Genomic DNA, 25,480 nt, shown 5'->3' with positions numbered 1-25,480 from the left:
CCGCCGCACGGGCTGCTCTCAGCCGCTGGCCCGGCGACGGGTCTTTGCGACAGCGGCGATCAGCCGCGATGGTGCATCCCGGTGATGGCGAGCCCGCCGTAGGGGGTGCTTTCAGCCGCTGGCCCGGCGACGGATCTCCGCGGCAGCGGCAGTCAGCCGCGACGGTGCATCCCGGCGGGCCCGAGTCCGGCGCGCGGGCCACTCCCGGCCGCCGACCACCGACACATCTCCGCCGCAGCGGCGATCAGCCTCGTCGGCGCCACTTCGGCGGTGCCGAACCCGCCACTCCCACCAGTCGGCCCCGGCCACCCATCCCGCAGCCCTGCCGCACCAGCCGCCACCCCGGCCGGCAGCCCCCGCAGCCCAGCCCCTCACTCACCCCGAGTCCAGCCGCAAGCCGCCACCCCACCCCGCAGCCCCGCCGCACAAGCCGCCACACCACCCCTCAGCCCAACCCGTCCCCCCACCCCCCAGCCTCGGCCACCCCCTCCACCCCGTACCCCGCATCCGGCGAACCCCCGGAGGGACCCGTCACTCACGTGGCCCCCGTCAAAACGCACCCCACCCCCCGCAGCCGCAAAACTGCGGGCATGGGTATACGCACGCTTCACCGCCGGACGCCCGAGGCAGACACCCGGGCCTGGGCGGACACCGCCTCGGCGCAGGCCCTGCCCGCCTCGCCGGTCCCGGCCCTCGCGGCCGACGCAAGCACCGCCCGCATCCCCGCCGACGTCACCGACACCGTCCGCAGGGCCGCCAAGGACCTGCGGCGCACGCTCGCCGGCCAGACCACCCGCACCGGCCGCACCCCGGGCTGGTGCCAGTGGGCCGACCTGGCCCGCGGCTATCTCGCCCTCGCGCTCACCCTGCTGCCGAGCGCACGCCCCCGGCCCACCCTCACGATCTTCGTCGCCTCCCTCACCGAGCGACCGGCCGCTCCCGCCGCGGGTCCACAGCCCCACCGCGAACCCCGGGACCCGCAGGCCCCCCAGGACCGTCCGCGGCCCGGCCCGGACGACGCCACACCCTGACCCCGACGGCGTACAGCAGCAGGCCCGGGAGCAGCCCGGCGCCCACCCCGAAGCACAGCGTGGGCACCAGTTCCCACGGCCGCGCCGGCGCCCCGCCGAGCGCCCGCCAGCGCGCCACCCGCTGCACCGCCCCGGCCGGCGCGCAGCCGCCGATCACGGCCCAGGCCCAGCAGCGGTCCCGTACGGACAGCAGGGGTACCGAAAGAGGCTCCCGCCCCGGCGCCCGCCGCAGCGCACGCACCAGGAAGGCCGTGATCACCACCGCCCCGGTCACGGACGAGCCGTACTGCAGCCACGAGTACAGCGGCATGCCCGCCGGGCGGTCCCGCCCGATGGCCGGAATCAGCCGGGTCCCCCACCGGTCGTGGTGCGTGAAGGCGTCCCACAGCACATGCGTCAGCGCGCCCAGCACCGCGGAGACGTACCACCGCGCCACCGTGACGGCCCGCACGCGCGCGCGTGGCAGGCCGCAGCCCAGCAGCGCGGCCGGCCGGCCCTGCCGGACCCGGGGCAGCAGCGCGAGCAGCGGTTCGCGGACGAGCAGCCACAGCCCCACCAGGGCCCCCGAGATGAGCACGTCGACCGTGACCACCCCGGCGAACGCGTGCGTGACCGCACCGAATTCCATTCCGCCGGGCAGCACACTCGCCGCGTAGTAGGGCATGTCGGGCGCGAAGGAGCCCGCGACGAGCAACGACGGCACCAGACGGCCCCGGCCGGTCCCGTCCCGGCGGACGGCGGGCAGCACGGCCGCGGCATGGCTGAGTGTGAACGGCAACAGGGCCCCCTAGCGCGCTCGTCGGCCACGGCCGCGAGCCGGTGATCAGGTCCGTTCAGTATGCGGGGGTGCCGTTCGGGGCGTTCGCGGCAACGACAGTTGGCCAACTGGTGAAAAACGGACGTGAACGGGTCCCGACGTCAAGCAAGTTGTCGTAGGGTCACCTGCGGCGCGTGCCGAGCGCACGGCCGCGCACACCTCACACAGACGGAAGAGTGGCACAGGGGCAACCAGAACACCGGGTCAGCCGTCACACCACAGCGAGGCACACAGGCGGAGACGGACGCACGGCGTCCACGGGAGGGGTTCACTCTATGGCGGCGCATTTCGGCAGGCGGCTGCGCAAGGGGGCGGCGACCACCGCCGTGGCCGCGGCGGCGGTCGCGGCTCTGTCCGCGTCCCAGGCTCCGGGAGCGGCCGGCGAGGACCACGGCAGACAGACGACGGCCGGCACCTCCACCCCCGTACCCGACGCCTCCACCGACGGCAACGCCACCGGCGACTCGCCCTACTACACGGACCTGCCGCCGCTGAACAGCCCCGACCCGAGCCCCTCCCCGACCACCGGCACGCCCGTCGCCCGGGGTGAGGCGGAGGCCGGCATACCGGCGACGGTCCTCGACGCCTACAAGAAGGCCGAGGCCGAACTGCGCTCCGCCAAGCCCGGCTGCAACCTGCCCTGGCAACTGCTCGCCGCCATCGGCAAGGTCGAGTCCGGCCAGGCCCGCGGCGGCCGGGTCGACGCCGCCGGCACCACACTGAGCCCCATCCTGGGCCCGGCGCTCGACGGCAACGGCTTCGCGCTCATCAAGGACACCGACCACGGTGCGTACGACGGCAACACCCAGTACGACCAGGCCGTCGGCCCCATGCAGTTCATCCCGTCCACCTGGGCCTGGGCCGGCCGCGACGGCAACGGCGACGGCAAGAAGGACCCCAACAACGTCTACGACGCCGCACTCGCCGCGGGCCACTACCTGTGCCGCAACGACTGGGACCTGTCGCAGCAGGCCGGCCTGCACAGCGCGATCCTCAGCTACAACAACTCGCAGGACTACCTGAACCTGGTCCTGAACTGGCTGGAGTACTACCGCAAGGGCTCCCACTCCGTGCCCGACGGCACCGGCGACCTGCCGAGCCACCGCAGCGACAACGGCACGGGCCACGGCACCGGGCACGGCACCGGCCACGCCACGCCGCACACGACGCACCCCAAGCCCCCGGCCACCCCGCCGAAGACCAAGCCGGACCCCAAGCCCGACAAGCCCGGCGGCGGCGAGAGTCCGGACCCGACCCCGCCGAAGCCGCCCACCCCGCCGGCGCCCCCGCAGACCCCCACCGACACGGTGGACCACCTTCAGGACGCGGGCACCGCCGAGCTCACCGCGATGGCCGGCGACGCCTTCACCGCCCGGATCAGCACCCGCGCGGAGAACAAGGTGGGCAAGTCGGTCGCCAAGGTGAGGATCAGGTTCACCATCACCGGGGACACCGACGCGACCTTCGCCGGCGGCGAGACCGTCGCCACGGTGACCACCGACGCCAAGGGCGTGGCGACCGCCCCGGCGCTCCAGGCGGGCGAGAAGACCGGCGACTTCAAGGTGACCACGGCCGTCGTGGGCCGTTCCGTCAAGGGCGTCGGCTACACGGCGAGCGTCACCGAGCGTGCTGCCGACACCCTGGCCCGCACCAGCGACACGGCGCCGACCTGCACCCCGGGCGGCGAGTTCGCCGACCAGGTCCAGGTGAAGGCGACGTACAAGGGCGCCGTGGCGGACAAGGTCGCGGCCACCGCCACCCTGATCAAGTCCGGCACCGACGCCACCGAGAACGACAAGGGTCCCTACTTCAAGGACGCCGACGGCAAGACCGTACGCACCCTCACCGGCCTCCGGACCGACGACAAGGGCCTGCTGACGCTGCCGAAGCTGTACGCGGACGACACCACCGGCACCTTCCTGCTCCGCATCACCACCACCGGCGGCGCGACGCTCACCGTCGAGCTGAAGGTCGCCGCCGCCGACTCCTCGGCGAGCCCGTCCCCGAGCCCGTCCGCCTCCTCCTCCTGACGGCGCGCGCTCCGTTCGGACGCACACGACGGGGCCCTCCACCGCCGCGGCGGTGGAGGGCCCCGTCGTTCGTGCGTGCACCGCTGTTCTCATCTCGCCCGCCCGTTGCTACGGTGCCGGACCTGACGACGCATCAGGAATCCGTCAGGACACCGACCGTCCGCCGGGAGGCCCCGCATGCGCGCCCTGATCGCCGCCGCGACCGGTCTCGCCCTCGCGCTCGCCCTGGTCCTCGCGATCAGCGCGACGGGCTCCCCGTCGGGCCGCACGTCCCCCAAGCCACTGCTGACGACGGTGCCCGCGCACCCGTAGCCGCGCCCGTCCGGGAGGGAGAGTCGCAATGCGCCGCAAGGCAAGCCTGGTCCTGCTCGCCTGCGCCGTGTTCTGCGCGGCGCTGTCCCCGCTGCTGCGCTGGTACGCCTTCCCGCGGCTGGCCCGCATCCCGCCGAACCAGTACCAGGACATGGTCCTGGAGGCCAAGGGCGCCACCCTCCTCGACTACGGCACCATGCGCGCGAAGAAGGTCCCCGAGGTCACCATCGTGCAGACCCTCAAGGGCGACGTGGCGGCCGCGAAGAACATCGAGAGGACGGCGGGACGGCCGGTCGTCGTCTGGGACAGCCTGTCCTACGTCCAGGGCCCCGACGGCAAGATGGTCTCCAAGATCCCCGAGCGCTACATCTTCGACGCCCACAGCCAGGACCCCGTGCACGCCACCGGCGAGACGGTCGACGGCGACCCGGTCACCCGGAAGGGCATCGAGTTCAAGTGGCCGTTCCTGACGCAGAAACGGGACTACGAGTACTTCGACGCCCAGACCCGCACCACCAGCCCCATCCACTACGAGGGCACCCGGACCTTCCGCGGCCTGAAGGTCTACTACTTCGAACAGACCATCCCCTGGACCAAGGTGCCCATGCCGAAGTCCATGCCCGTGAAGGGCATCACCCCGGAGTCCGTCGCCAGGACCGGCACCACCCGCTGGTACACCACCGTCCGCAGGTTCTGGGTCGAACCGGTCACCGGGGCGCCGGTCTACGGCGAGGAGATCCACCAGGAGGAACTGCGCGGCGGCACCCTGCTCGGCGGGCGCGCCAAGGTCACGGCGTTCGCCGGGCACGTGAAGATGCGCGAGGACTACATCGAGCACACGGTCGCCCTCGTCAAACACAACCGCACCCTGGTCCTGATGCTCACCTCGTACGTCCCCTGGGGCTCCCTGACCGTGGGCGTGCTGCTCCTCGCCCTCTCCCTGTGGCTGGAGGCCCGCGCCCGCCGCCCCCAGGACCCGGCGGCCACCGGGACGCCGGAACCCGAACCGGTCAGCGCCTGAGCCGCGCGTTGGTGTGCCGGGTGGGCTCGGCGGTCGCCGGGTCCTCGGGCCACGGATGCTTCGGATAGCGCCCGCGCAGCTCCGCCCGTACGCCCTTGTAGCCGTCCCGCCAGAAGGAGGCGAGGTCGGCCGTGACGGCGGCGGGCCGCCCTGCGGGGGAGAGCAGATGCACGAGCAACGGCACCCCCGCCACCGTGGGCGTCTCCCGCAGCCCGAACATCTCCTGCAGCTTGACCGCGAGCACGGGCCGCTCCGGGTCCCGGTAGTCGATCCGGATTCCGGACCCACTGGGGACGGTGATCCGCTCGGGCGCCAGCTCGTCCAGCCGGCCGGCCTCCCCGCCCGCCCAGGGCAGCAGCCGCGCGAGCGCCTGCCCGGCGTCGATCCGGCCGAGATCGGCCCGCCGCCGGGCCCTGCTCAGCTCGGGCTCCAGCCACTCGTCCACGCGCGCGTGGAGCGCGTCGTCCGACACCTCCGGCCAGGGCTCCCCGCACCGCGCCCGCAGGAACGCCAGCCGCTGCCGCAGCGACGCGCCGTCCGCCGTCCACCGCAGCAGCCCGAGCCCGTCCTGCCGCAGCCCTTCGATCAAAGCGGCGCGTACGAGAGCCGGCTCGGCGTCCTTCAGGGGCCGCACGGCCAGCTCGACGGCCCCCAGCCGCACGACACGCCGGGCCACGACCTCCCCGTCGGCCCAGTGCACCTCGTCCCGCTCGGCGCGCAGCGCCCCGGCGGCGGCGAGCGCCGTGTCCTCGTCCACCGCGGCCCCGAGCAGCACACGCGCGTGCCCCTTGCCCACGGGCCGGTCGGCGACGGCCACGACGATCCAGCCGGCGCCCCGCAGCGCGGACCCGTCGCCCAGCTCGGCCCGGGTCCCGGAGGCCATGAGGTACGACCCGCCGTCGAGCCTGGCGACACGCTCGGGAAAGGCGAGCGCGGCGACCCGCCCGGCGAGCCTGTCGTCGCCGGTGCCCGGTCCGGCGCCTGCCGGCCGGCCGGCACGAGCGGGCGGCCGGCCGGCACGCGCGGGCGGGCGGGAGGACTCCGCGGAGGCGGACCGCAGCCGCCGTACCTCCGCGGCCCACCGCGCGGCGTAGGCGTCACCCCCACGCCGGGCCCGGCGCAACGCACCGGCGAGGTCATCGCCGTACTCCCGGGGCACCTCCTCGGAGAGCAGGGCGACCACCTCGGCCCCCTCACCCGAGGTGTCCAGCAGCGCCCGTCCCAGCCGGGGATGCACCCCCAGCCGGGCCAGCCGCGCACCGACCGGCGTCGCCCGGCCGGCGGCGTCCACGGCGCCCACGGCCGACAGCACCTCCCGCGCCGCCGCCATCGCCCCGCCCGGCGGCGGGTCCAGCAACGCCAGCCCCGAGGCGTCGGGATCGCCCCAGCAGGCCGCCTGCAACGCGAACGCGGTCAGGTCGGCCACCTTGATCTCCGGCGCCGGAAACGCCGGCAGACGGACGTCCTCGGCCTCGGACCAGCACCGGTACACCACACCCGGCGCCTCACGCCCGGCCCGCCCCGCCCGCTGCCGGCCGGCCGCCCGCGACGCCCGTACCGTCGTCAGCCCGCTCAGCCCGCGCGCGTGGTCCACCCGCGGCTCCCGCGCGAGCCCCGAGTCGACCACCACCCGCACCCCGGGCACCGTCAGCGACGACTCCGCGACGGACGTCGCCAGCACGACCCTGCGCCGCTCCCCGGGCGCCAGCACCGCGTCCTGCACGGCGGCGGGCGCCCGGCCGTGCACCTGGAGCACGTCCACGGCCCCCAGGCCGCCCAGCTGCCCGGCCACACGCGCGATCTCGCCCACGCCGGGCAGGAAGCACAGCACGTCCCCCTCCCGCTCGGCCAGCGCCCGCCGCACCACCGACGCCACGTGCGCCGGCAGAGCCGGATCCACCCGCATCCCGTGCGGCGGCCGCAGCGGACGCGCCGGCGGCGCCCACACCACCTCCACCGGATGCGCGACCCCCGCCGCCTCGACCACCCGCGCCCCGCCCAGCAGCCGCGCCCAGCCCTCCGCGTCCGTGGTCGCCGACGCCGCCAGCAGCCGCAGCTCCGGCCGCAGCGCCTGCCGCACGTCCCACAGGAACGCGGCCACCGTGTCGGCGTCCAGATGCCGCTCATGGCACTCGTCGAGCACCACCAGATCCACGCCCGGCAGCTCCTGGTCACGCTGCAGCCGTTGCAGCAGCACACCGGTCGTCACGACCTCCACGCGCGTGTGCCGCCCCACGACCCGCTCCCCGCGCACCGTGAAGCCGACGCTCTCGCCGGGCTTCTCACCCAGCAGCCATGCCATCCGCCGGGCCGCCGCCCGGGCCGCGATCCGGCGCGGCTCGGCCACCACGACCCGCCGCGCCGGCCCGCCGCCCACCAGCCCCGCCAGCACGAGCGGCACCAGCGTCGTCTTGCCGGTGCCGGGCGGTGCCACGAGCACGGCGGCGCCGTCACCCTCCAGGGCCTCGGTCAGCGCGGGCAGGGCGGAACGTACGGGCAGCGCGGCCAGGGCGTCGTCACGGATCACGCCCCCAGTGTCGTACGACGGCGGGAACGGCCCCCACGCGCGCGTGCACGTACGGGACCGGCCCGTCAGGAGTCTCCGGGCCGGCGCCCGCTCAGTCCCGCTCGCAGACGAAGATCGCCGTCCCCGGGATCAGGTTCCCGCGCAGCGGCGACCAGCCTCCCCACTCCGAGGTGTTCCAGGCGGGCCACTGCGGCTCCACGAGGTCCACCAGCCGCAGGCCCGAGGCCACGATGTCTCGGACCCGGTCGCCGAGCGTCCTGTGGTGCTCCACGTAGACCGCGCGGCCCTGCTCGTCCTGCTCCACGTACGGCGTGCGGTCGAAGTAGGAGGACGACACCGACAGGCCCTCGGGCCCCGGTTCGTCCGGGAACGCCCAGCGGACCGGGTGCGTCACCGAGAAGACGAACCGGCCGCCCGGCCGCAGCACCCGGCGCACCTCGCCCAGCACCAGCCGCGGATCCGCGACGAACGGCAGCGCCCCGTACGCGGAGCACGCCAGATCGAAGGAGCCGTCCCCGAAGGGCAGCGCGCCGGCGTCGGCACAGACGAGCGGAAACGATCCGCCGATGCGCAGCGCGTGCTGCAGCTGGCGGTGCGAGAGGTCCAGGGCCACCGGACGGGCACCCTGGGCGGCCAGCCAGCGCGAGCACTGTGCCGCGCCGGCACCGATCTCCAGGACGTCCTTGCCCTTCAGTTCCTCCGGCCGGCCGAGCAGCTCGGCCTCGACCTCGTCCAGGCCCTCCGGGCCCCACACGAAGCGGTCGTCGCCGAGGAACGTGCCGTGCTCGATCTGGTACTCGTCCGCGTTGCGGTCCCACCAGCCCCGGTTGGCCCGGCTGCTCTCCGCGACACCGGAGTCACGGCGGGTGGCTTCGGGCTCGAACCCCTCCGGTTCGAGCGGTCCAGGCTCTTGGATGATCGGCTCCCTCGTCGTACTCTTCCGTCCAACCCGCCGGGGGTCCGCCGCGGAAGGTTCCCATGGTCCGCGTGGCCTCCTGGGACGAATCTTCCGCCGGTTGTGCGGCGATCTGTCCCGGGTGTGCGCCTTCGCGCATTGACCCTGTCCGGCTGCCCCCGTATGCTACAAGTTGCGCTGCGGGCCTGCGCACCTCAGACGTAGCAGGCTGCGCTCGCATCTGTTGTATGTCCCCTCGGTTGTCGAGGCGCCATCACCAGTTTCCTGGTGGGGCGCTTCCTTGGCTGTCCGGCTTCATCAGAGCGATACGGGCTCCCGGCGTAGCAGTACCTACGACTTCAATGTCCGTACCGGAGCCCTTTCCCACATGACGAGCAGCACCGAGACCACCGCCACCACCCCGCAGGTTGCGGTCAACGACATCGGTAACGAGGAAGCCTTCCTCGCCGCGATCGACGAGACGATCAAGTACTTCAACGACGGCGACATCGTCGACGGCGTCATCGTGAAGGTCGACCGGGACGAGGTCCTGCTCGACATCGGTTACAAGACCGAAGGTGTCATCCCGAGCCGCGAGCTCTCGATCAAGCACGACGTCGACCCCAACGAGGTCGTCGCCGTCGGTGACGAGATCGAGGCCCTGGTCCTCCAGAAGGAGGACAAGGAAGGCCGCCTGATCCTCTCGAAGAAGCGCGCCCAGTACGAGCGTGCCTGGGGCACCATCGAGAAGATCAAGGAAGAGGACGGCATCGTCACCGGTACCGTCATCGAGGTCGTCAAGGGTGGTCTCATCCTCGACATCGGCCTCCGCGGCTTCCTCCCGGCCTCCCTGGTCGAGATGCGCCGCGTCCGCGACCTCCAGCCCTACGTGGGCAAGGAGCTCGAGGCCAAGATCATCGAGCTGGACAAGAACCGCAACAACGTGGTCCTGTCCCGCCGTGCCTGGCTGGAGCAGACCCAGTCCGAGGTCCGCCAGACGTTCCTCACGACCCTCCAGAAGGGTCAGGTCCGCTCCGGCGTCGTCTCCTCGATCGTCAACTTCGGTGCCTTCGTGGACCTGGGTGGCGTCGACGGTCTGGTCCACGTCTCCGAGCTGTCCTGGAAGCACATCGACCACCCGTCCGAGGTCGTCGAGGTCGGCCAGGAGGTCACCGTCGAGGTCCTCGACGTCGACATGGACCGCGAGCGCGTCTCCCTGTCGCTGAAGGCGACCCAGGAAGACCCGTGGCAGCAGTTCGCCCGCACCCACCAGATCGGCCAGGTCGTGCCCGGTAAGGTCACGAAGCTGGTTCCGTTCGGTGCGTTCGTCCGCGTGGACGAGGGCATCGAGGGTCTGGTCCACATCTCCGAGCTGGCCGAGCGCCACGTGGAGATCCCGGAGCAGGTCGTCCAGGTCAACGACGAGATCTTCGTCAAGGTCATCGACATCGACCTCGAGCGTCGTCGCATCAGCCTCTCGCTGAAGCAGGCCAACGAGTCCTTCGGTGCCGACCCGGCCTCGGTCGAGTTCGACCCGACCCTGTACGGCATGGCCGCGTCCTACGACGACCAGGGCAACTACATCTACCCCGAGGGCTTCGACCCCGAGACCAACGACTGGCTCGAGGGCTACGAGAAGCAGCGCGAGGAGTGGGAGCGCCAGTACGCCGAGGCGCAGACCCGCTTCGAGCAGCACCAGCAGCAGGTCATCAAGTCCCGCGAGGCCGACGCTGCCGCTGCCGCCGAGGGTGGCGAGGCTGCCGCTCCGGCCGCTTCGGGTGGCGGCTCGTACTCCTCCGAGGGTGCGGACACCTCCGGTGCCCTTGCCTCGGACGAGGCGCTGGCCGCGCTGCGCGAGAAGCTGGCCGGCGGCCAGAGCTGATCGCTGCCGCTGAGGCTTAGCCGATAGTGGCTGAGGGGCCGTACCTTTCGGGGTACGGCCCCTCAGGCGTTCTCACGGACGGGCCTGGGGGTGGGTCTGATAGCCGTCGTTTGATGTCGACGTTCTCGCCGCCGACGCCGGGGCCGATGGTGTTGCCCAGGATCCGGATGCGGTCGCTCCTGTCGGACAGCGTGTTCGCGGTGCCCACGTAGATGCCCTCGCCCATGCCGCGGCCGTCGTTCCCGGTGTCGTAGATCCTGGAGTTCCTGGTCACGCCGTTCGCCGCGTCGATCATGATGCCCTTCTGGCCGCCGGTCACGGTCAGCCCGCTGACCGTCCAGTAGGAGGCGCCGTCGAGATGCAGGCCGCAGCCGCCGCCGGCGGTGAGCACGGCCCCGGCCGAGCCGGTGAGCGGGATGCGGGCGGACGACGGGGCCGGCGAGGAGCGGTCCGCCGCCGGCGGTGGTCGCGACGAGCAGGGAGGCGAGCAGCGTGAGCGTGCGCACGGGGTGCCTCCTGTCATACGGACGCCGGTCTCACACGTGATCTCATACATGAACGATGGACGCTCTTGTGAACCCCGCCCTCGTGAAGGTCCGGACCAGGTGACGGGGCGTCAAGCTGTCCCGCGCGATATCCCTGATCAGCGGCGTGTCCCGGGAATGCCCACACCCCAGGGCGCGTTGTCGATGAGGAACACGAGGAGGAGCGGTCACAGTGCTTGATCCGCAGGGTTTGTACGCATGGGAGCCGAAGGGCCTCGCCGTGGTCGACATGGCGCTCGCCCAGGAGTCGGCCGGCCTTGTCATGCTCTACCACTTCGACGGATACATCGACGCGGGCGAGACCGGCGACCAGATCGTCGACCGGCTGCTCGACTCACTGCCCCACCAGCTCGTGGCGCGCTTCGACCACGACCGGCTCGTGGACTACCGGGCCCGGCGCCCCCTGCTGACCTTCCAGCGCGACCGCTGGACCGACTACGAGGTCCCGGCCATCGAGGTCCGCCTCGTCCAGGACGCCACGGGCGCCCCCTTCCTGCTGCTGTCCGGCCCCGAGCCGGACGTGGAGTGGGAGCGGTTCGCGGCGGCGATCCGGCAGATCGTGGAGCGGCTCGGCGTCCGCCTGTCCGTGAACTTCCACGGCATCCCCATGGGCGTCCCGCACACCCGCCCGGTGGGCCTCACCCCGCACGGCAACCGCACCGACCTCGTCCCCGGTCACCGCAGCCCCTTCGAGGAGGCGCAGGTGCCCGGCAGCGCCGAGTCGCTGGTGGAATACCGCCTCATGGAAGCCGGGCACGAGGTCCTCGGCGTCGCCGCGCACGTCCCGCACTACATCGCCCGGTCCGCCTACCCGGACGCCGCCCTGACCGTCCTGGAGGCGATCACGGCCGCCACCGGCCTGGTCCTGCCCGGCGTCGCGCACTCCCTGCGCACCGACGCACACCGCACACAGACCGAGATCGACCGGCAGATCCAGGAGGGCGACGAGGAACTCACCGCGCTCGTCCAGGGCCTGGAGCACCAGTACGACGCCGCGGCGGGCGCCGAGACCCGCGGGAACATGCTGGCCGAGCCGGTGGAGATCCCGTCGGCCGACGAGATCGGGCTCGAGTTCGAGCGGTTCCTGGCGGAGCGGGAGGGAGACGGCTGACCCGCCCCGGTCCCGCCGTCGGCGGCAGGGCCTAAGCTACCGCTCATGCTGAAAGTGGGCCTGACCGGTGGGATCGGCGCCGGCAAGAGCGAGGTGTCCCGGCTGCTCGTGCAGCACGGGGCCGTGCTGATCGACGCGGACCGCATCGCACGCGAGGTCGTCGCGCCCGGCACCCCCGGCCTCGCGGCCGTCGTCGAGGCCTTCGGCACGGACGTCCTCGCCGCCGACGGCAGCCTTGACCGGCCGAAACTCGGCTCGATCGTCTTCGCCGACCCCGACAAGCTCGCCACCCTCAACGCGATCGTGCATCCCCTGGTCGGCGTCCGCTCCCGCGAACTGGAGAGCGCCGCGGCCGGTGACGCCGTCGTCGTCCACGACGTCCCCCTCCTCACCGAGAACGGCCTCGCCCCGCTCTACGACCTCGTGATCGTCGTGGACGCGAGCCCCGAGACCCAGCTCGACCGGCTGGTCCGGCTGCGCGGGATGACCGAACAGGACGCACGCGCACGCATGGCCGCCCAGGCCTCCCGCGAGCAGCGCCGGGAGATCGCGGACATCCGGATCGACAACGACGTACCGCTGGACGACCTGGAGAAGCGCGTCGCCGACGTGTGGGACGACCTCGTACGCCGCGCCCGCGCGGCCTCACCGGAATAGCGCGCCGCCGCCCGGGCGTTGAACGCACCGAGTGAGGGAAGGACTCTGCCGTGCCCGAGACCAGCGGATCCACCGGACGTACTCCGGAGACGCACGTCATCGACTTCCGTGCCGCCGAGCAACTGCTCAACGCGCGGGACCCGCGGGGTGCGGTGAAGCTGCTCGACGAGGTGATCGCCATGCACCCCGAGAACACCGCCGCCCGCCTGCTCCGCGCGCGTGCCTTCTTCGCCGCGGCGCAACTGCGCCCCGCCGAGCTGGAATTCACCATCGTGCTGGAGCGCGAGCCGGACAACGCATACGCGCACTTCGCCCTGGCCCGCACCTACGATCGTCAGGGCCGCCCCGCCCAGGCCAAGCGCCACTTCCGGCTGGCGGCAGCCCTCGACCCCAACCCGGAGTACCTGAAGGCGGCACGCTTCGACGACTGAGCGCTCGCGCACCGGGGCGCCGGACCCCGGGCACGGGGCTCCTGGTCACGGATGCCGGTGCCGCATGCCCCGCCGGAGGGACCGGTGCCTCGCCGGCCGCCGGTACTGCCCTTCGCCGTCCACCGGACGGTACGGCGGCACGTCGCGGCCCGGCTGGTAGTGCGGGCCCTGGCGGATGTGCCTGACGATCACGGCCATGTCGACGGTGACCACCAGCCACAGCACCCCGCACGCCGCAGCCCAGCCGGGACGCCCGGCCAGCGCGAACGCCACCGTGCCGAAGACCGCCCAGACCAGCCCCCACACGCTCAGCCAGAAGCGCGCCCGCAGAGCACTGCGCGCGGTCGCCGGTTCACTGCCCGTACGCATCGGATCACCACTCCTTCCTGCAACGTACTCTTCGATGACGACGTTCACCAACGGCACCCGACCGCCGCTCGCCGAAGGGGGACCCCTTGTTGCCGGACGCCGACGACCTCCCCGGACTGCTCCTCGACCTGGCCGTGCCGCACGAGGACGTCAACGAACTGGTCGCCCTGCGCCGTCGGATGACGCGAGACCCCGGCGCGCTGAGGCTCCTGGCGGAATGCGTCGAGGAGCTGTTCCGCGGCCCGGAGGGGTCCGGCCACCCGCCCGACCTCGCCGCACTCTTCGACGCGGTGCCGCCGGAGCTGGCCGGCGCCTTCCCCGTGTACGTCTTCGTCGCCGCGCTCCCGCGCACCCTCGCCCGGCACCGGGGACGCGGCATCCCGGCCGAGGTCTCCCGGCGCACCCTGGCCGACCTGGGCCGTCAGATGGCGGTGCACCGGCGACGGCACGGCACGACCGGCGTGCAGGCGCGGAGCTGGCTCGTCCGGCACTTCCGGGGTGAGCTGTACCAGCTGGGCCGGCTGCAGTTCGAGCGGGCACGGCTCGGCCGGCGCTCGGCCCCGGCGATCGCGGCGGCCGGACTGGACGCGGCCCCCGGTACCCCCTGCCTGAACCTGCACATCCCCGACTTCCACGGCCCCCTCACCCCGGCGGCCTGCGACCGTTCCCTGGCCCACGCCCGCGCGTTCTTCGCCCGGCACTTCCCCGAGGAGCGGCCGGTAGCCGCGCTGTGCCACTCCTGGCTGCTCGACCCGCAGCTGAAGCGGTACCTGCCGGCGGACTCCAACATCGTCCGCTTCCAGGAGCGCTTCCGCACCGCCCGCGAGGACACCGAGCCGGCCGACACCGAACCCGTCCAGTTCGTCTTCGGCGACCCCGGCCTGCCGGTCGCACGGCTGCCCCGGCGGACATCCGTGGAGCGGGCGGTGGGCGACCATCTGCGGGCGGGCGGACACTGGTACATCGGACACGGCTGGTTCCCGTTCCGGGCCGAATGAACGTGCACAGTTCCCGGTTCCGGACCGCATAGCTCGAACGAGTGAACCGGTGTCGAACGGGAACGGCGGTGCGGAGACCGTCCGTTGTTCGGGCATGACGGTCGAAATGCGCGAAGGACACGAGGGCACAGGACCCGGTGCGATCACCCCGGACGGCTGCGCGGTCCAGCTGTACGAGCGGCTGCCGGTGGGGGACGAACCGGAGGTCATCGCCGCGGCGGTACCCGCCGGGGCACACATCCTGGAGCTGGGCAGCGGAGTGGGCCGGGTGACACACCCCCTGCTGGAAGGCGGCTTCACGGTCACGGCGGTCGACGAGTCCGCCGCCATGCTGTCCCGGCTCCGCGGGGCGCGCACGATATGCGGCCCCATCGAAGACCTGGACCTGGGCGAGAAGTTCGACGTGGTCATGCTCGCGTCGTTCCTCGTCCACGCCGGTGACGAGGAGGTGCGCAGAGGGATGCTGCGCACCTGTGCCCGGCACGTGGCCGAGGGCGGCTGCGTGCTCATCCAGCGGGAGGGAGCGGACTACCACACCGACGTACCCCGACAGCGGGTGAGCCCGAGCGGCTTCACCGTCCGGATCGCCTCGTCGGAGCCGGTCGGGGAGGGGGTGAACTCGGTCCACGTCGAATACCTCTTCCCCGACGCGACCTGGACACAGACGTTCCTGGCCCGGCCCCTGACCAAGGACCAGTTCGAGTCGGCGCTGGCGGAAGCGGGACTGGAGGTGGACGCCTATCTGACACCGGACGAGGTGTGGGTGCGGGCGGTGCCTAAGGCATAGCGGGCGCGAAGGCACAGCGGGCACGAAGGCACAGCGGGCATCGGGTCGCAGTGGATCGCCCGAGAGCGATGAGTTCCCGGACCATGACCGGTCTACCTCGGTGAAAGCAACCGGCACCGCTTCACCCGGGAGTCCCTCATGTCCGAGACCACCGTTCCCGTCACCTCCACCGCTCCGGCCGCTTCCGCCGGCTCCGTCGGCGGCCGGAGGCCGGCCAGGATCGCCCTGCGCTCGGTGCAGGTGCTGCTCGCGTTGTTCTACGGCGTCGCGAGCGCCCTGCCCAAGCTCATCGCGCACCCCTCGGCCGTCGAATCCTTCGACAGGATCGGCTGGGGCAGCGGGGCCATGTACACCATCGGCGCGCTCGAACTCGCGGGGGCGGTTGCCCTGTTGATCCCGGTGCTGCAGTCGGTGGCGGCCCTGGCGCTCAGCGCGCTCATGGTGGGGGCGTTCATCGTCCAGCTCACCGCGTTCGACGGCCAGAACGCGGCGACGCCACTGATCCTGATGGCCCCGCTGCTCCTGATCGCCTGGACCCGGCGCGCGCACAACGGGGAGCTGCTGCGACTGGCGCTGCGACGGTGACAGCGGAGGGGGAGGGTGGGCGGGAGGGAGGGGGGGAGGGGCCCCGCCCCCGGAAGACCTCCACCCAAGGCCCCGACCGCACCCGCCCGCCCGCCCGGGAAATCGTGTCCAAGTCCGCCGCCCCGGAGCGTTAGGGTCGGGACATGGCTTCCGAGGATGCGGACGAGGGTGTGAACCGAGGACCCGGCCCCGGCGGCCCCGGTGGACCCGGCGGCCCCGGTGGGCCGAGCCCTGCCTCGGCTGCCGAGGGTTCCGGTGCCTCCGCCGACCAGCCGCTCGATCCCAAGATCGCCGCTGCGGTGGCCGCCGCCGAGGCCGCGGGGCCGGGGAACGGCGAGACGGTCCGGATCGACAGCTGGATCTGGGCCGTACGCCTGATCAAGACGCGGTCCCTGGGTGCCGCCGCCTGCCGGGGTGGGCATGTGCATGTGAACGGTGAGCGGGTGAAGCCCGCCCACTCCCTGCGCATCGGCGACGAGGTGCGGCTGCGGAACGAGGGCCGGGAGCGGATCGTCATCGTCAAGCGGCTGATCCGCAAGCGGGTCGGCGCGGCCGTGGCCGTCCAGTGCTACATCGACAACTCGCCGCCGCCTCCGCCCCGCGAGGCCGTCGCTCCGGCCGGTCTCCGCGACCGCGGCGCCGGCCGCCCGACCAAGCGGGACCGCCGCGAAATGGAACGCCTGCGCGGTGCGGCCGGCGGCCAGGGCGGACCCGGTGGCTTCAGCGGGTTCGGCGGCTTCGGCGGCTCGGGCGGGCCTGGTGGGCCTGGCGGGCCCGGAGGATCCCGAGGGTCCCGAGGGCGTTGAGCACCAGGGGAGCGCTCGCCCGGAGGTGTTGATCCACAAAGAAGCGTTCGCTCGGGAAGTTGATCGCCGGGGGCGTTCGCCCGAGTGCGGAGTGCGGAGGAGTGCGGAGAGCGGAAGGCGTCGTGGGGGCGCTTGCCCGGGGGCGGTGATCACCCCTGGGGGTGCTCGTCCGCGGGCATGTGTCAGGCATGCCGGGACCGTCCAGGGGCATACCGTGGCCGTATGGACGACAGTGGCGCCCTCGCGCGGCTCGATCGGCGGATCGCGGACTGCCGGGCCTGCCCTCGGCTGGTCGAGTGGCGCGAGGAGGTCGCGCGTACCAAGCGGGCCGCGTTCGCCGACTGGACGTACTGGGGCCGGCCGGTGCCCGGCTTCGGACCGGCCGACGCCCGGCTGGCGATCATCGGGCTGGCCCCCGCCGCGCACGGCGGCAACCGCACCGGCCGGATGTTCACCGGCGACCGCTCCGGAGACGTGCTGTACCAGGCGCTGTACGACGTGGGGCTCGCCTCGCAGGCCACCTCGGTCAGCGCCGACGACGGTCTGGAGCTGTACGGGGTCCGCGTCACCGCGCCCGTGCACTGCGCACCGCCCGCGAACAAGCCGACCCCCGGTGAGCGCGACACCTGCCGTGCCTGGCTGGTGCAGGAGCTGAAGCTGCTGCGTCCCACGCTGAAGGCCGCGGTCGTCCTCGGGGCCTTCGGCTGGCAGGCCGCGCTGCCGGCGTTCGGCGAGGCGGGCTGGACGGTGCCCCGGCCCCGTCCGGCCTTCGCGCACGGCACCCGGGTCGCCCTCGACGGCCTGGACCTCTTCGGCTGCTTCCACGTCAGCCAGCGCAACACCTTCACCGGCCGGCTCACCACCGAGATGCTGCGCGAAGTGCTGCGCACGGCGGCGGACGCGGCGGGACTGCCGTAGCGAGCCGGACCCCTCGGCAGGTCTCGGCGCGGCACCCCGGCGGGCGCCCCGCTCAGCCGGTCCCGGCCGGGTCCGTCCCGAACAGGTGCCGTACCGTCGAGCGGTAGTTGGCGCGGACGTGGCCGAGTGTGTGGGCGCGGGCGCGTTCCGGGTCCCCGGACGCGATCGCCTCGTACAACTCGCGGTGCTCGGTGAGGAGTTGGGGCCACTCCTCGTTCTGCCGGGTGAGCCAGCGCAGGCGGCCGTCGACCGGCTCCATGACCGAGATCAGGAGGCTGTTGCCGGCCAGGGCGAGGATGCGGTCGTGGAAACGGGTGTTGATGTCCGTGATCGCCTCGGCGTCCCCCTCCTTCGTCGCCCGCGCGGCCTGGTCGAGGAGGTCCCGCAGCTCCGCCAGGGCCTCGGGGGTCGCCCGGGACGCGGCCAGACCCGCCGCGTACACCTCCAACGCCTCGCGCAGCTCGAAGAGTTCCTTGACGTCGGTCGGGGTCAGCCGGCGCACGACGGTGCGGCGGGCCGACTCGAAGAGGACGAACCCCTCGGCGACCAGGGCGCGGATGGCCTCCCGCACCGGCACTCGCGAGACACCGAACCGCTCGGCCAGTTCCCGCTCGACGAGCCGGTCGCCGGGTCCGAGGCGCCCGGCGATGATGTCCTGCCGCAGCGTCGCCAGGACGCGTTCCCGCACCGCGCCCAGCGGCTCGATCTTCGCCATGGGCCCATCTTCGCCGAAGGCGCGGGGCTTTTACGGGGCCGTGACGGCAACGACATCGGTCCGAACGCTTGACGCGGGACCATGTCGGCAGTTTGGTATACCAAATGCGTCTCGCTGTCGGCTCGCTCATCCGCCGGCAGTCCATCCGAGTTCCTGCGGTACGGCCCCTTCGTCCCTTTTTCAGGAGGCCCCGTGTCCCTCGCCGACCGCGCCGAAGCCACCGGCGCCCCCGCGTTCGTCCCCGACCCCCGCCTCACCAACGAGGACCTCGCCCCCGCGAAAGCGCGGAACTGGAAGGTCTTCGACCTGTTCGCCATGTGGATGTCCGACGTCCACAACCTCGGCAACTACACCTTCGCCGCCGGCCTGCTGGTCCTCGGCATGAACGTCTGGCAGGTCTTCACGTCGCTGCTCGTCGGCTTCGTGCTGATCTTCGTCGGCATGAACCGGATGGGCCGCATCGGCCAGCGCCACGGCGTGCCCTTCCCGGTCGTCAGCCGTATCAGCTTCGGCGTGTGGGGCGCCAACATCCCGGCGCTGATCCGGGCCGTGATCGCCATCATGTGGTACGGCATCCAGACCTATCTGGCCTCCGTCGCCGTCAACGTGATGCTGCTGGCCGCCTGGCCGGGCCTGGGCTCCCTCACCCGCCACTCCTTCCTCGGCCTGGACGCGCTCGGCTGGATCTCCTTCGTCTCGCTCTGGCTGCTCCAGGCGCTGATCATCAGCCGGGGCATGGAGGCGGTGCGCAGGTTCCAGGACTTCTGCGGCCCCGCGATCTGGCTGGTGATGATCGCGCTGGCGCTCTGGGTCCTCGCCAAGGCCCATTGGAGCATCTCGCTCACCTCCACCCCGCACCCGGTGTCCACCGCCGAGCAGTGGCGGCAGTGGTTCGGCGCGATCGGCCTGATCCTCGCCACCTACGGCACGCTGATGCTCAACTTCTGCGACTTCTCGCGCTTCGCGCCCGACGACCGGACGGTCCGGCGCGGCAACTTCTGGGGCCTGCCCGTCAACTCCACCGCCTTCGTCGTCGTCTCCGTGATCGTCACGGCCGGCTCGCTGAAGGCGTTCGGCCAGGCCATCACCGACCCGGCGGAACTGGTCGCCAAGGTGGGCAACACCTGGGTGCTGGTCGTCGCCGCGTTCACCTTCGCGGTCGCCACCATGGGCGTCAACATCGTCGCCAACTTCGTCTCCCCGGCGTACGACCTCGCCAACGTGTGGCCGCAGAAGATCACCTTCAGGATCGGCGGCATGATCAGCACGGTGGCCGCGCTGGTCGTCACCCCCTGGAACCTCTTCTCCAACCCGACCGTCGTCAACTACTTCCTCGGCGGCCTCGGCGCCTTCCTGGGCCCACTGTTCGGCGTGATCATGATCGACTACTACTGGGTCAAGCGCGGCAGGATCGACACCGAGGCCCTGTTCGACGCCACTCCCGGCTCCCGCTACCACTACCGCAAGGGCGTCAACCCCAAGGCGCTGTGGGCGTTCCTGCCCTCCGCCGCGGTCGCCGCCGTCCTCGCGCTGGTGAAGGCCTTCGGCGACGTGGCGCCGTACTCCTGGTTCATCGGCACGGCACTGGCCGCCGCCCTGTACGCGGCCCTCGGCCGGCGGGAGCGCGCGGCGGAGGAGGTCTGACGGCGTTGCGGATCATCGTCACCAACTGCAACACCACGCAGGAGATGACCGAGGAGATCGTCCGTGGTGCCCGGGCCGCCGCGGCCCCGGGCACCACCGTCACCGGACTGACCCCCGCGTGGGGTCCGGCGTCCGCCGAGGGCTGGCTCGACAGCTACCTCTCCGCCGCGGCCGTGCTCGACGCGCTGCGGACGTACGACGGTCCCGCGTACGACGCCGTCGTCATGGCCGGTTTCGGGGAGCACGGCCGGGAGGGCGTAAGGGAGTTGGTGGACGTCCCGGTCGTGGACATCACCGAGGCGGCGGCGCACCTCGCCTGTCTGCTCGGGCGGCGCTACGGCGTCGTCACCACCCTCGACCGCTCCCGCGGCCAGATCGAGGACAGCCTGGAGACGGCCGGCGTGGCCCGCAACTGCGCCGCCGTCGTCGGCACCGGCCTCGGTGTCCTGGACCTCGCCGACGATCCCGCGCGCACGGAGGCGGCCTTCCTCGCCGCGGCCGAACACGCCCGCGAGTCCGGCGCCGAGGTCCTCGTCCTCGGCTGCGCCGGGATGACCGGCCTGCAGCGGGCGGTGGGGGAGAAGCTGGGGCTGCCGGTGGTCGACGGGGTGGCAGCGGCGGTCAAGCTCGCGGAGTCCCTGGTGGGCCTGGGGCTGACGACGAGCCGGGCGGGCAGTTACGGCAGACCGCTGCCCAAGGGCAGGACATGGGGGCGGCCGCCGGGCCGGTGACACCGCTGCCGCGTCAGGGCCGCCAGACGTAGCGCACGTCCGGCTCCCGCTCCTCGTTGCCGCTGCCGTCGGTGTACTCGACGGCGACGAAACCGTGGCGTTCGTAGAAGCGATGGGCGGGCTCGTTGACCTGGAAGGTCCACAGGGTCAGCCCGCCCGGGCTGCGCTCCTTGGCCAGCGCGACGAACCGGTCACCGATGCCTCGCCCCCGCCAGCCGGGGGCGAGGTACAGCTGGGACAGCAGGTCGTCCCGCAGGACCATCAGCCCGACGATCCCGGCGTCGGCCGCCTGTGCCACCCAGGTCTCGCGCAACGGCACCACGACATCCCGGATGTAGTCCCGCACGTCGTCGTCGGTGCGCGGCCGGACGACCGTGGGCAGGGCGGCGGCGAAGGACCGCAGATACACCTCGGCGGCGGCCCCCGCGTCCGCCGCCACGGCCCGGCGCAGCACGACCTCGTCCGTCATCGGCTTCTCCCCCCGCTCCGGCCCCACGGCAGTCGCCGTGATCTCCGCCGACCGTCCGGTATACCGGGACGGGAGACACCGGGCAACGTGCCCGGCCGATGCCCCCGCGGGGCGGCACGAACCGTCCGCCGCCCACCCCGCCCCCGTCCCCGTCCGCCGCCCACTCCGTCCACGTCCCCGTCCCCGTCCTGGGCTTTCCGCCCCGCACTCATGAGCCACCCCGAAGCGACCCTGGGAGCAGTGCCCGTGCCCGCCCTGTCCGACGCCGACTTCCTCACCGCCACCGCCGACCGCCTCGCCGCCCTCCCCACGGTCCGGGCCGTGGCCCTCGGCGGCTCGCGGGCGCAGGGCACCCAGCGGCCCGACAGCGACTGGGACATGGCGGTCTACTACCGGGGCCCCTTCGACCCGGACGATCTGCGGGCCGTCGGCTGGGAGGGGGAGGTGTCCGAGGTCGGCGGCTGGGGCGGCGGTGTCTTCAACGGCGGTGCCTGGCTCACGGTCGACGGACGCCGGGTCGACGTGCACTACCGCGACCTCGGCGTGGTCGAGCACGAGCTGGCCGAGGCGGAGGAGGGACGGTTCCGGGTCGAGCCGCTGCTCTTCCATCTGGCCGGCATCCCCACCTACCTGGTCGTGGCCGAACTGGCCGTCAACCAGGTGCTCCGCGGCGCACTGCCCCGCCCGGCCGCCTACCCGGCCAAGCTCCGCCGCGCCGCCGCCGAGCACTGGCACGGCACCGCCCGCGCCACCCTCTCCTACGCCAAGGCCCACCACGCCCCGCACGGCCGCCTCACCGAGACCGCCGGCGCCCTCGCCACGGCCGCCGTGCAGGCGGGACACGGCGTGCTGGCGGCCCGTGGGGAGTGGGTGACGAACGAGAAGCGGCTGCTGGAGCGGGCCGGGCTGCGGGGTGCCGACGCGATCGTGGGAGCGTTGCGGGCCGAGCCCGACGCCCTGGTGCGGGCCGTCACCGAGACGGAGGCGCTCCTCGGGACATTGCGTTCATAAAGAAACCGCCGCCCCCGGCAGCTTTCACCTGCCCGAAACGTGATCGTCCCGTTCGCACCGGGAACGCGGCCTACCGTGGACCCACGGTCCACCGGCCACAGTCGTCCGAAGGCCCACCCCGCCCTCGCACGAACAGGAGCCCCGTGTCCCGGCCCGCCGCACCTCCCTGGCTCGCCCACGCCCTCCACGCCCAGCGCGGTCCCGTTCCCTGGAGCGCGGTGACCCGGGGCGCTCTCGCCGCGGGCCCGCTGCTGCTCGCCGGGATCGCGGCCGGCCGGCTCGCCTCCGGCGTCCTCGCCGCCATCGCCGCGATGCTCGCCGGCATCAACGACCGGCCCGGCAGCCGGCGCGCCTCGGTCGCACGCCTCGGAGTGCCCGCACTGGCCGGGGCGCTGGGGCTGGCCGTGGGGTCGTACGCCGGGCAAGCACTCGAAGCCGTACCGCTCACCCTGGTGCTCACCGCGCTCGGGCTCCTCGCCGGGAGTGTCAGCGCCGTCGGGCCCGTCGCCTCCGCGGCGGGCACGCAGCTGCTGGTCACCGCCGCCGTCGGTGCCGGGATGCCCGCGGCCGAGAGCGGCTGGCAGCGGGCCCTCGCCTTCCTCGCCGGAGCCGGCTGGCTGATCCTGCTGCGGCTGGTGCTGCCCACGCCCGGCGCGCTCACCGGGGACTTCCGCTTCGACGGGGAGCGAGAGGCGGTCGCCGACGTGTACGACGCCGTCGCCGCGCTCCTCGACGCCGTGGGCGGTCCGCACGCCACCGCCCGGCGGGCCGCCCTCACCGCCGCCCTCGACCATGCCCAGGACGCCCTCGCCGGACCCCGGCTGCGCCGGCACGCGAGCTCCGCCGCCGAGCGCCGGCTGCACGCCCGGTTCGCCGCCGCGCTGCCCCTGGCCGAGGCCGCCACCGCCCTCTTCTGGACGGCGGAGCCCGTCCCGGCGCGGGCCGCCGAGGCGCCGCGCCGGCTCGCCGCGGCCGTGCGCGGCGACACCGGCACCGGCCCCCTGCCCGCACCCCACCGGTCCGCGCCCGCCCTGCGCGCCCTCGACGACGCCCTGCTGCACGCCGCCGAGGCCTTCGACCGGGCCGAGGGCGCCCAGCGCCGGCTGCTCGCCCGGCGCCGGGGCACCAAGGACGCCGTGCGGGCCGTGTTCGGCAGCGGCGGACGCGAGTACGGGCTGCGGGTCGCCCTCTGCTTCGGGGCGAGCGCCGCCATCGCCCAGGCCCTGCACCACTCCCGCTGGTACGGCCAGCACCAGCACTGGTACTGGCTGCCCGCCACCGCCGTCTTCCTCGTCAAACCCGACCTCGGCCCGCTGGCCTCCCGCGTGCTGTGCCGGGCCGCCGGAACCGTGCTGGGCGCCCTGGTGTTCGCCGCCCTCGCCGCGCTGCTGCCCCGTCCGGCGGGGCTGATCGCGCTCGTGGCGGTCTGCGGGGCGCTCGTCCCGGTCGCCACCCGGCACTTCGCCGCCTTGACCGCCGTCGTCACCGTGCTCGTCCTCGCCCTGGTCATGGCCGGCGGGGAGCCGCAGGCGTCCGCCGGCCGGATCGGCGAGACGCTGCTCGCCTGCGCGCTCGTGCTGATCGTCGGGCACCTGCCGATGCCCGGCGGGCGCGGTGGCGGGGTACGGGCCCGGCTCACCGCCGCCGGTGGCGCCGCGCAGGCCTACCTGATCCACGTCCTCGGCGAGTCCGGCGACCGCGCCGAGCGCTGGGCGCTGCGCCGCGAGGCCTACCGCACCCTCGCCGAGGCCCGCACCGCCATCGCGGTCGCCGCCGCGGAACTGCCCGCCCTGGCCCGGCACACCGAGGGCACGGACGCCGTCGCGCAGGCTCTGGAGCGACTTGTCGACACGACCACGGCGTGCGCCGTACACCTCGACGACACGGGGCGCCTCACGCCCGGGCACGCCGGGCAACTACGGGACGCGCTGGCCGAGTTGCGGCTCCAGGAGGCCGAGGTGCCGCTGCCCGCGGGGGCCCGGTCGAGCTGCCGGTGACGTAATGATGACGCGCTGACTGATGACGTACTGACTGATGACGTACTGACTGATGGCGCACTGAAAAAACTTCCCGGCGTAGCGATGAGTTCCGCTCCTCCCGGCAGTCACCACCCCGGACCGACCGTCGGACAGGAGGGCCCATGTCGCTTCCCGAGATCGTCTCGCGTGAGCAGTGGCGCGCGGCGCGCGAGGAGTTGCTGCGCAAGGAGGAGGCGGTCAGACGGGCGCGCGAGGCACTCGGCGCCGAGCGGCGGCGGCTGCCGATGGTCGAAGTCGACCCGGAGTACGTCTTCGAGGGCGGCGACGGCAAGGCCACCCTGCTCGACCTCTTCGAGGGCCGGGCCCAACTCGTCGTCCACCACTTCATGTTCGCCCCCGAGTGGGAGGCCGGCTGCCCGTGCTGCGCGGCCTTCCTGGACCAGGTCGGCCACCTCGCCCATCTGCGCGCCCGCAACACCTCCTTCGCGGCGGTCTCCCGGGCGCCCTTCACCCGCATCCTGCCGTTCAAGGCGCGGATGGGCTGGGCGGTGCCCTGGTACTCCTCGTCCCACTGCGACTTCAACCGCGACTTCGAGGCCACGGTCGTCCTGGACGGCGAACAGGTCGAGCGCCCGGGCGTCAGCTGCTTCCTGCGCGACCGCGACCGGGTCTTCCACACCTACGCGGTGTACGACGACGCGCTCGACGGACTCGGCTCCCTCGCCGGTCTGCTCGACCTGACCGCCCTCGGCCGCAGCCCCGTCGGCAGCGAGCGGCTCCGCCTGCACGACGAGTACGAGAACTGACGACGAGTACGAGAACTGACGACGAGTACGAGAACTGACGACGAGTACGAGTACTGACACGGACCGTGCGGTTCGTGTCACAACGTGAACGGATTCTCACGGTCCGCGCCGACTCGGTGTCGACAATGTCTCAGTCGGGTGACTGAGCGAGGCGATTCCCCCCTCCAGGGCGTTAACTCCCCTAGGTACGACGTTTCTGGAGGTGCGAGATGGTGAACGGGCGAACGGTGCTCGAGCGCTTTCCCGCCGGTGGTCCGCGGGGCTCCTGGCCCGCCGAGGAGTTCGCGCACGCACGGCGTCTGGAAGGCCTGCCCGCGGAGGTCGTCATGGACCTCGCGACGGACACGTTCCTGGTGATCGTGCGCGGGGGCGAGACCCTCGAGTGAGCCTCCCGAGGGGGTGC

At 73.1% G+C, this 25,480-nt stretch carries 25 protein-coding genes and 1 pseudogene; 19 read left to right on the top strand and 7 right to left on the bottom strand.

Annotated elements, in window-relative coordinates; all coding sequences use genetic code 11:
• Window positions 1-590: 590 nt before the first annotated feature.
• On the top strand, window positions 591-1,031 hold the full coding sequence (locus AB0N17_RS23045) for a hypothetical protein (RefSeq protein WP_366013301.1): 441 nt from the start codon (window positions 591-593) through the stop codon (window positions 1,029-1,031).
• Here the strand turns inward: AB0N17_RS23045 and AB0N17_RS23040 are convergent.
• Window positions 919-1,809 carry a DUF4184 family protein gene (locus tag AB0N17_RS23040; protein ID WP_366013300.1) on the bottom strand — a complete coding sequence of 297 codons (891 nt, stop codon included), beginning with the start codon at window positions 1,807-1,809 and terminating at the stop codon, window positions 919-921. The genes AB0N17_RS23045 and AB0N17_RS23040 overlap by 113 nt on opposite strands.
• A 314-nt stretch (window positions 1,810-2,123) precedes the next feature.
• Between AB0N17_RS23040 and AB0N17_RS23035 the strand changes: the two genes are divergently transcribed.
• The 3 genes from AB0N17_RS23035 (at window position 2,124) to AB0N17_RS23025 (ending at window position 5,211) form a co-directional block, all read left to right on the top strand.
• Window positions 2,124-3,878 carry a lytic murein transglycosylase gene (locus AB0N17_RS23035; RefSeq protein WP_366013299.1) on the top strand — a complete coding sequence of 585 codons (1,755 nt, stop codon included), beginning with the start codon at window positions 2,124-2,126 and terminating at the stop codon, window positions 3,876-3,878.
• A 177-nt stretch (window positions 3,879-4,055) separates the two neighbouring features.
• Window positions 4,056-4,190 (top strand): SPW_0924 family protein, encoded by a 135-nt coding sequence (locus AB0N17_RS23030; RefSeq protein ID WP_366013298.1) that lies wholly within the window; start codon window positions 4,056-4,058, stop codon window positions 4,188-4,190.
• Between the two features lie 28 nt (window positions 4,191-4,218).
• Window positions 4,219-5,211: a DUF3068 domain-containing protein gene (locus AB0N17_RS23025; RefSeq protein WP_366013297.1), complete on the top strand. Its 993-nt coding sequence runs from the start codon at window positions 4,219-4,221 to the stop codon at window positions 5,209-5,211.
• Here AB0N17_RS23025 and hrpB read toward each other — a convergent pair.
• A complete protein-coding gene (gene hrpB, locus AB0N17_RS23020; RefSeq protein WP_366013296.1) occupies window positions 5,201-7,738 on the bottom strand; it encodes an ATP-dependent helicase HrpB in 2,538 nt (845 codons plus the stop codon). The genes AB0N17_RS23025 and hrpB overlap by 11 nt on opposite strands.
• A 91-nt stretch (window positions 7,739-7,829) precedes the next feature.
• A complete protein-coding gene (locus tag AB0N17_RS23015) occupies window positions 7,830-8,657 on the bottom strand; it encodes a class I SAM-dependent methyltransferase (RefSeq protein WP_366013375.1) in 828 nt (275 codons plus the stop codon).
• Window positions 8,658-9,021: 364 nt separating this feature from the next.
• On the opposite strand from AB0N17_RS23015, the gene rpsA reads away from it, so the two are divergent.
• On the top strand, window positions 9,022-10,515 hold the full coding sequence (gene rpsA, locus AB0N17_RS23010) for a 30S ribosomal protein S1 (protein WP_067015219.1): 1,494 nt from the start codon (window positions 9,022-9,024) through the stop codon (window positions 10,513-10,515).
• 109 nt (window positions 10,516-10,624) lie between these two features.
• Here rpsA and AB0N17_RS23005 read toward each other — a convergent pair.
• Window positions 10,625-10,960: pseudogene (locus tag AB0N17_RS23005) on the bottom strand (sheath polysaccharide-degrading enzyme); the annotation flags it as partial.
• Window positions 10,961-11,232: 272 nt separating this feature from the next.
• Between AB0N17_RS23005 and AB0N17_RS23000 the strand changes: the two are divergent.
• From AB0N17_RS23000 to AB0N17_RS22990, 3 genes are read left to right on the top strand one after another with little or no spacing between them, the layout of a single operon-like run.
• Window positions 11,233-12,171: a PAC2 family protein gene (locus AB0N17_RS23000; protein ID WP_366013295.1), complete on the top strand. Its 939-nt coding sequence runs from the start codon at window positions 11,233-11,235 to the stop codon at window positions 12,169-12,171.
• Between the two features lie 45 nt (window positions 12,172-12,216).
• A complete protein-coding gene (coaE, locus tag AB0N17_RS22995; RefSeq protein ID WP_366013294.1) occupies window positions 12,217-12,828 on the top strand; it encodes a dephospho-CoA kinase in 612 nt (203 codons plus the stop codon).
• Between the two features lie 50 nt (window positions 12,829-12,878).
• A complete protein-coding gene (locus AB0N17_RS22990) occupies window positions 12,879-13,259 on the top strand; it encodes a tetratricopeptide repeat protein (protein WP_366013293.1) in 381 nt (126 codons plus the stop codon).
• Between the two features lie 45 nt (window positions 13,260-13,304).
• On the opposite strand, the gene AB0N17_RS22985 is transcribed toward AB0N17_RS22990, so the two are convergent.
• Window positions 13,305-13,628 (bottom strand): DUF6343 family protein, encoded by a 324-nt coding sequence (locus AB0N17_RS22985; protein ID WP_366013292.1) that lies wholly within the window; start codon window positions 13,626-13,628, stop codon window positions 13,305-13,307.
• An 86-nt stretch (window positions 13,629-13,714) separates the two neighbouring features.
• Here AB0N17_RS22985 and AB0N17_RS22980 point away from each other — a divergent pair, with 86 nt between their 5' ends.
• The 5 genes from AB0N17_RS22980 to AB0N17_RS22960 all read left to right on the top strand — a co-directional run bounded on the left by AB0N17_RS22980 (window position 13,715) and on the right by AB0N17_RS22960 (window position 17,722).
• On the top strand, window positions 13,715-14,626 hold the full coding sequence (locus tag AB0N17_RS22980; RefSeq protein WP_366013291.1) for an acyltransferase domain-containing protein: 912 nt from the start codon (window positions 13,715-13,717) through the stop codon (window positions 14,624-14,626).
• Between the two features lie 94 nt (window positions 14,627-14,720).
• A complete protein-coding gene (locus AB0N17_RS22975; protein ID WP_366013290.1) occupies window positions 14,721-15,413 on the top strand; it encodes a class I SAM-dependent methyltransferase in 693 nt (230 codons plus the stop codon).
• A 138-nt stretch (window positions 15,414-15,551) separates the two neighbouring features.
• The gene (locus tag AB0N17_RS22970; RefSeq protein WP_366013289.1) at window positions 15,552-15,998 is read left to right on the top strand and encodes a DoxX family protein; all 447 of its coding nucleotides are present in this window, start codon (window positions 15,552-15,554) and stop codon (window positions 15,996-15,998) included.
• 143 nt (window positions 15,999-16,141) lie between these two features.
• On the top strand, window positions 16,142-16,804 hold the full coding sequence (locus AB0N17_RS22965) for an RNA-binding S4 domain-containing protein (protein WP_366013288.1): 663 nt from the start codon (window positions 16,142-16,144) through the stop codon (window positions 16,802-16,804).
• A gap of 222 nt (window positions 16,805-17,026) precedes the next feature.
• Window positions 17,027-17,722 (top strand): uracil-DNA glycosylase, encoded by a 696-nt coding sequence (locus AB0N17_RS22960; RefSeq protein WP_366013287.1) that lies wholly within the window; start codon window positions 17,027-17,029, stop codon window positions 17,720-17,722.
• A gap of 52 nt (window positions 17,723-17,774) precedes the next feature.
• On the opposite strand, the gene AB0N17_RS22955 is transcribed toward AB0N17_RS22960, so the two are convergent.
• The gene (locus AB0N17_RS22955) at window positions 17,775-18,437 is read right to left on the bottom strand and encodes a GntR family transcriptional regulator (RefSeq protein WP_366013286.1); all 663 of its coding nucleotides are present in this window, start codon (window positions 18,435-18,437) and stop codon (window positions 17,775-17,777) included.
• Between the two features lie 192 nt (window positions 18,438-18,629).
• Between AB0N17_RS22955 and AB0N17_RS22950 the strand changes: the two genes are divergently transcribed.
• Window positions 18,630-20,081, top strand: coding sequence for an NCS1 family nucleobase:cation symporter-1 (locus AB0N17_RS22950; RefSeq protein WP_366013285.1), 1,452 nt, complete (start codon window positions 18,630-18,632; stop codon window positions 20,079-20,081).
• Window positions 20,082-20,086: 5 nt separating this feature from the next.
• Window positions 20,087-20,812: an aspartate/glutamate racemase family protein gene (locus tag AB0N17_RS22945; RefSeq protein WP_366013284.1), complete on the top strand. Its 726-nt coding sequence runs from the start codon at window positions 20,087-20,089 to the stop codon at window positions 20,810-20,812.
• A gap of 13 nt (window positions 20,813-20,825) precedes the next feature.
• Here the strand turns inward: AB0N17_RS22945 and AB0N17_RS22940 are convergent, their stop codons facing one another.
• Window positions 20,826-21,281 (bottom strand): GNAT family N-acetyltransferase, encoded by a 456-nt coding sequence (locus tag AB0N17_RS22940; RefSeq protein WP_366013283.1) that lies wholly within the window; start codon window positions 21,279-21,281, stop codon window positions 20,826-20,828.
• Between the two features lie 246 nt (window positions 21,282-21,527).
• Between AB0N17_RS22940 and AB0N17_RS22935 the strand changes: the two genes are divergently transcribed.
• From AB0N17_RS22935 to AB0N17_RS22920, 4 genes are all read left to right on the top strand, one after another.
• Window positions 21,528-22,292 carry a nucleotidyltransferase domain-containing protein gene (locus AB0N17_RS22935; protein WP_366013374.1) on the top strand — a complete coding sequence of 255 codons (765 nt, stop codon included), beginning with the start codon at window positions 21,528-21,530 and terminating at the stop codon, window positions 22,290-22,292.
• Window positions 22,293-22,435: 143 nt separating this feature from the next.
• Entirely contained in the window at window positions 22,436-24,289 is a 1,854-nt protein-coding gene (locus tag AB0N17_RS22930; RefSeq protein ID WP_366013281.1) for an FUSC family protein, read from the top strand.
• 143 nt (window positions 24,290-24,432) lie between these two features.
• Window positions 24,433-25,077: a DUF899 domain-containing protein gene (locus AB0N17_RS22925; protein WP_366013280.1), complete on the top strand. Its 645-nt coding sequence runs from the start codon at window positions 24,433-24,435 to the stop codon at window positions 25,075-25,077.
• A 209-nt stretch (window positions 25,078-25,286) separates the two neighbouring features.
• Window positions 25,287-25,463, top strand: coding sequence for a hypothetical protein (locus AB0N17_RS22920; protein WP_366013279.1), 177 nt, complete (start codon window positions 25,287-25,289; stop codon window positions 25,461-25,463).
• Window positions 25,464-25,480 lie beyond the last annotated feature (17 nt).

Source organism: Streptomyces sp. NPDC051133 (assembly GCF_040682635.1).
Lineage (GTDB): Bacteria > Actinomycetota > Actinomycetes > Streptomycetales > Streptomycetaceae > Streptomyces.
Note: the sequence above shows the minus strand (reverse complement) of the source record. Positions and strands in the feature narration are given on the sequence as shown.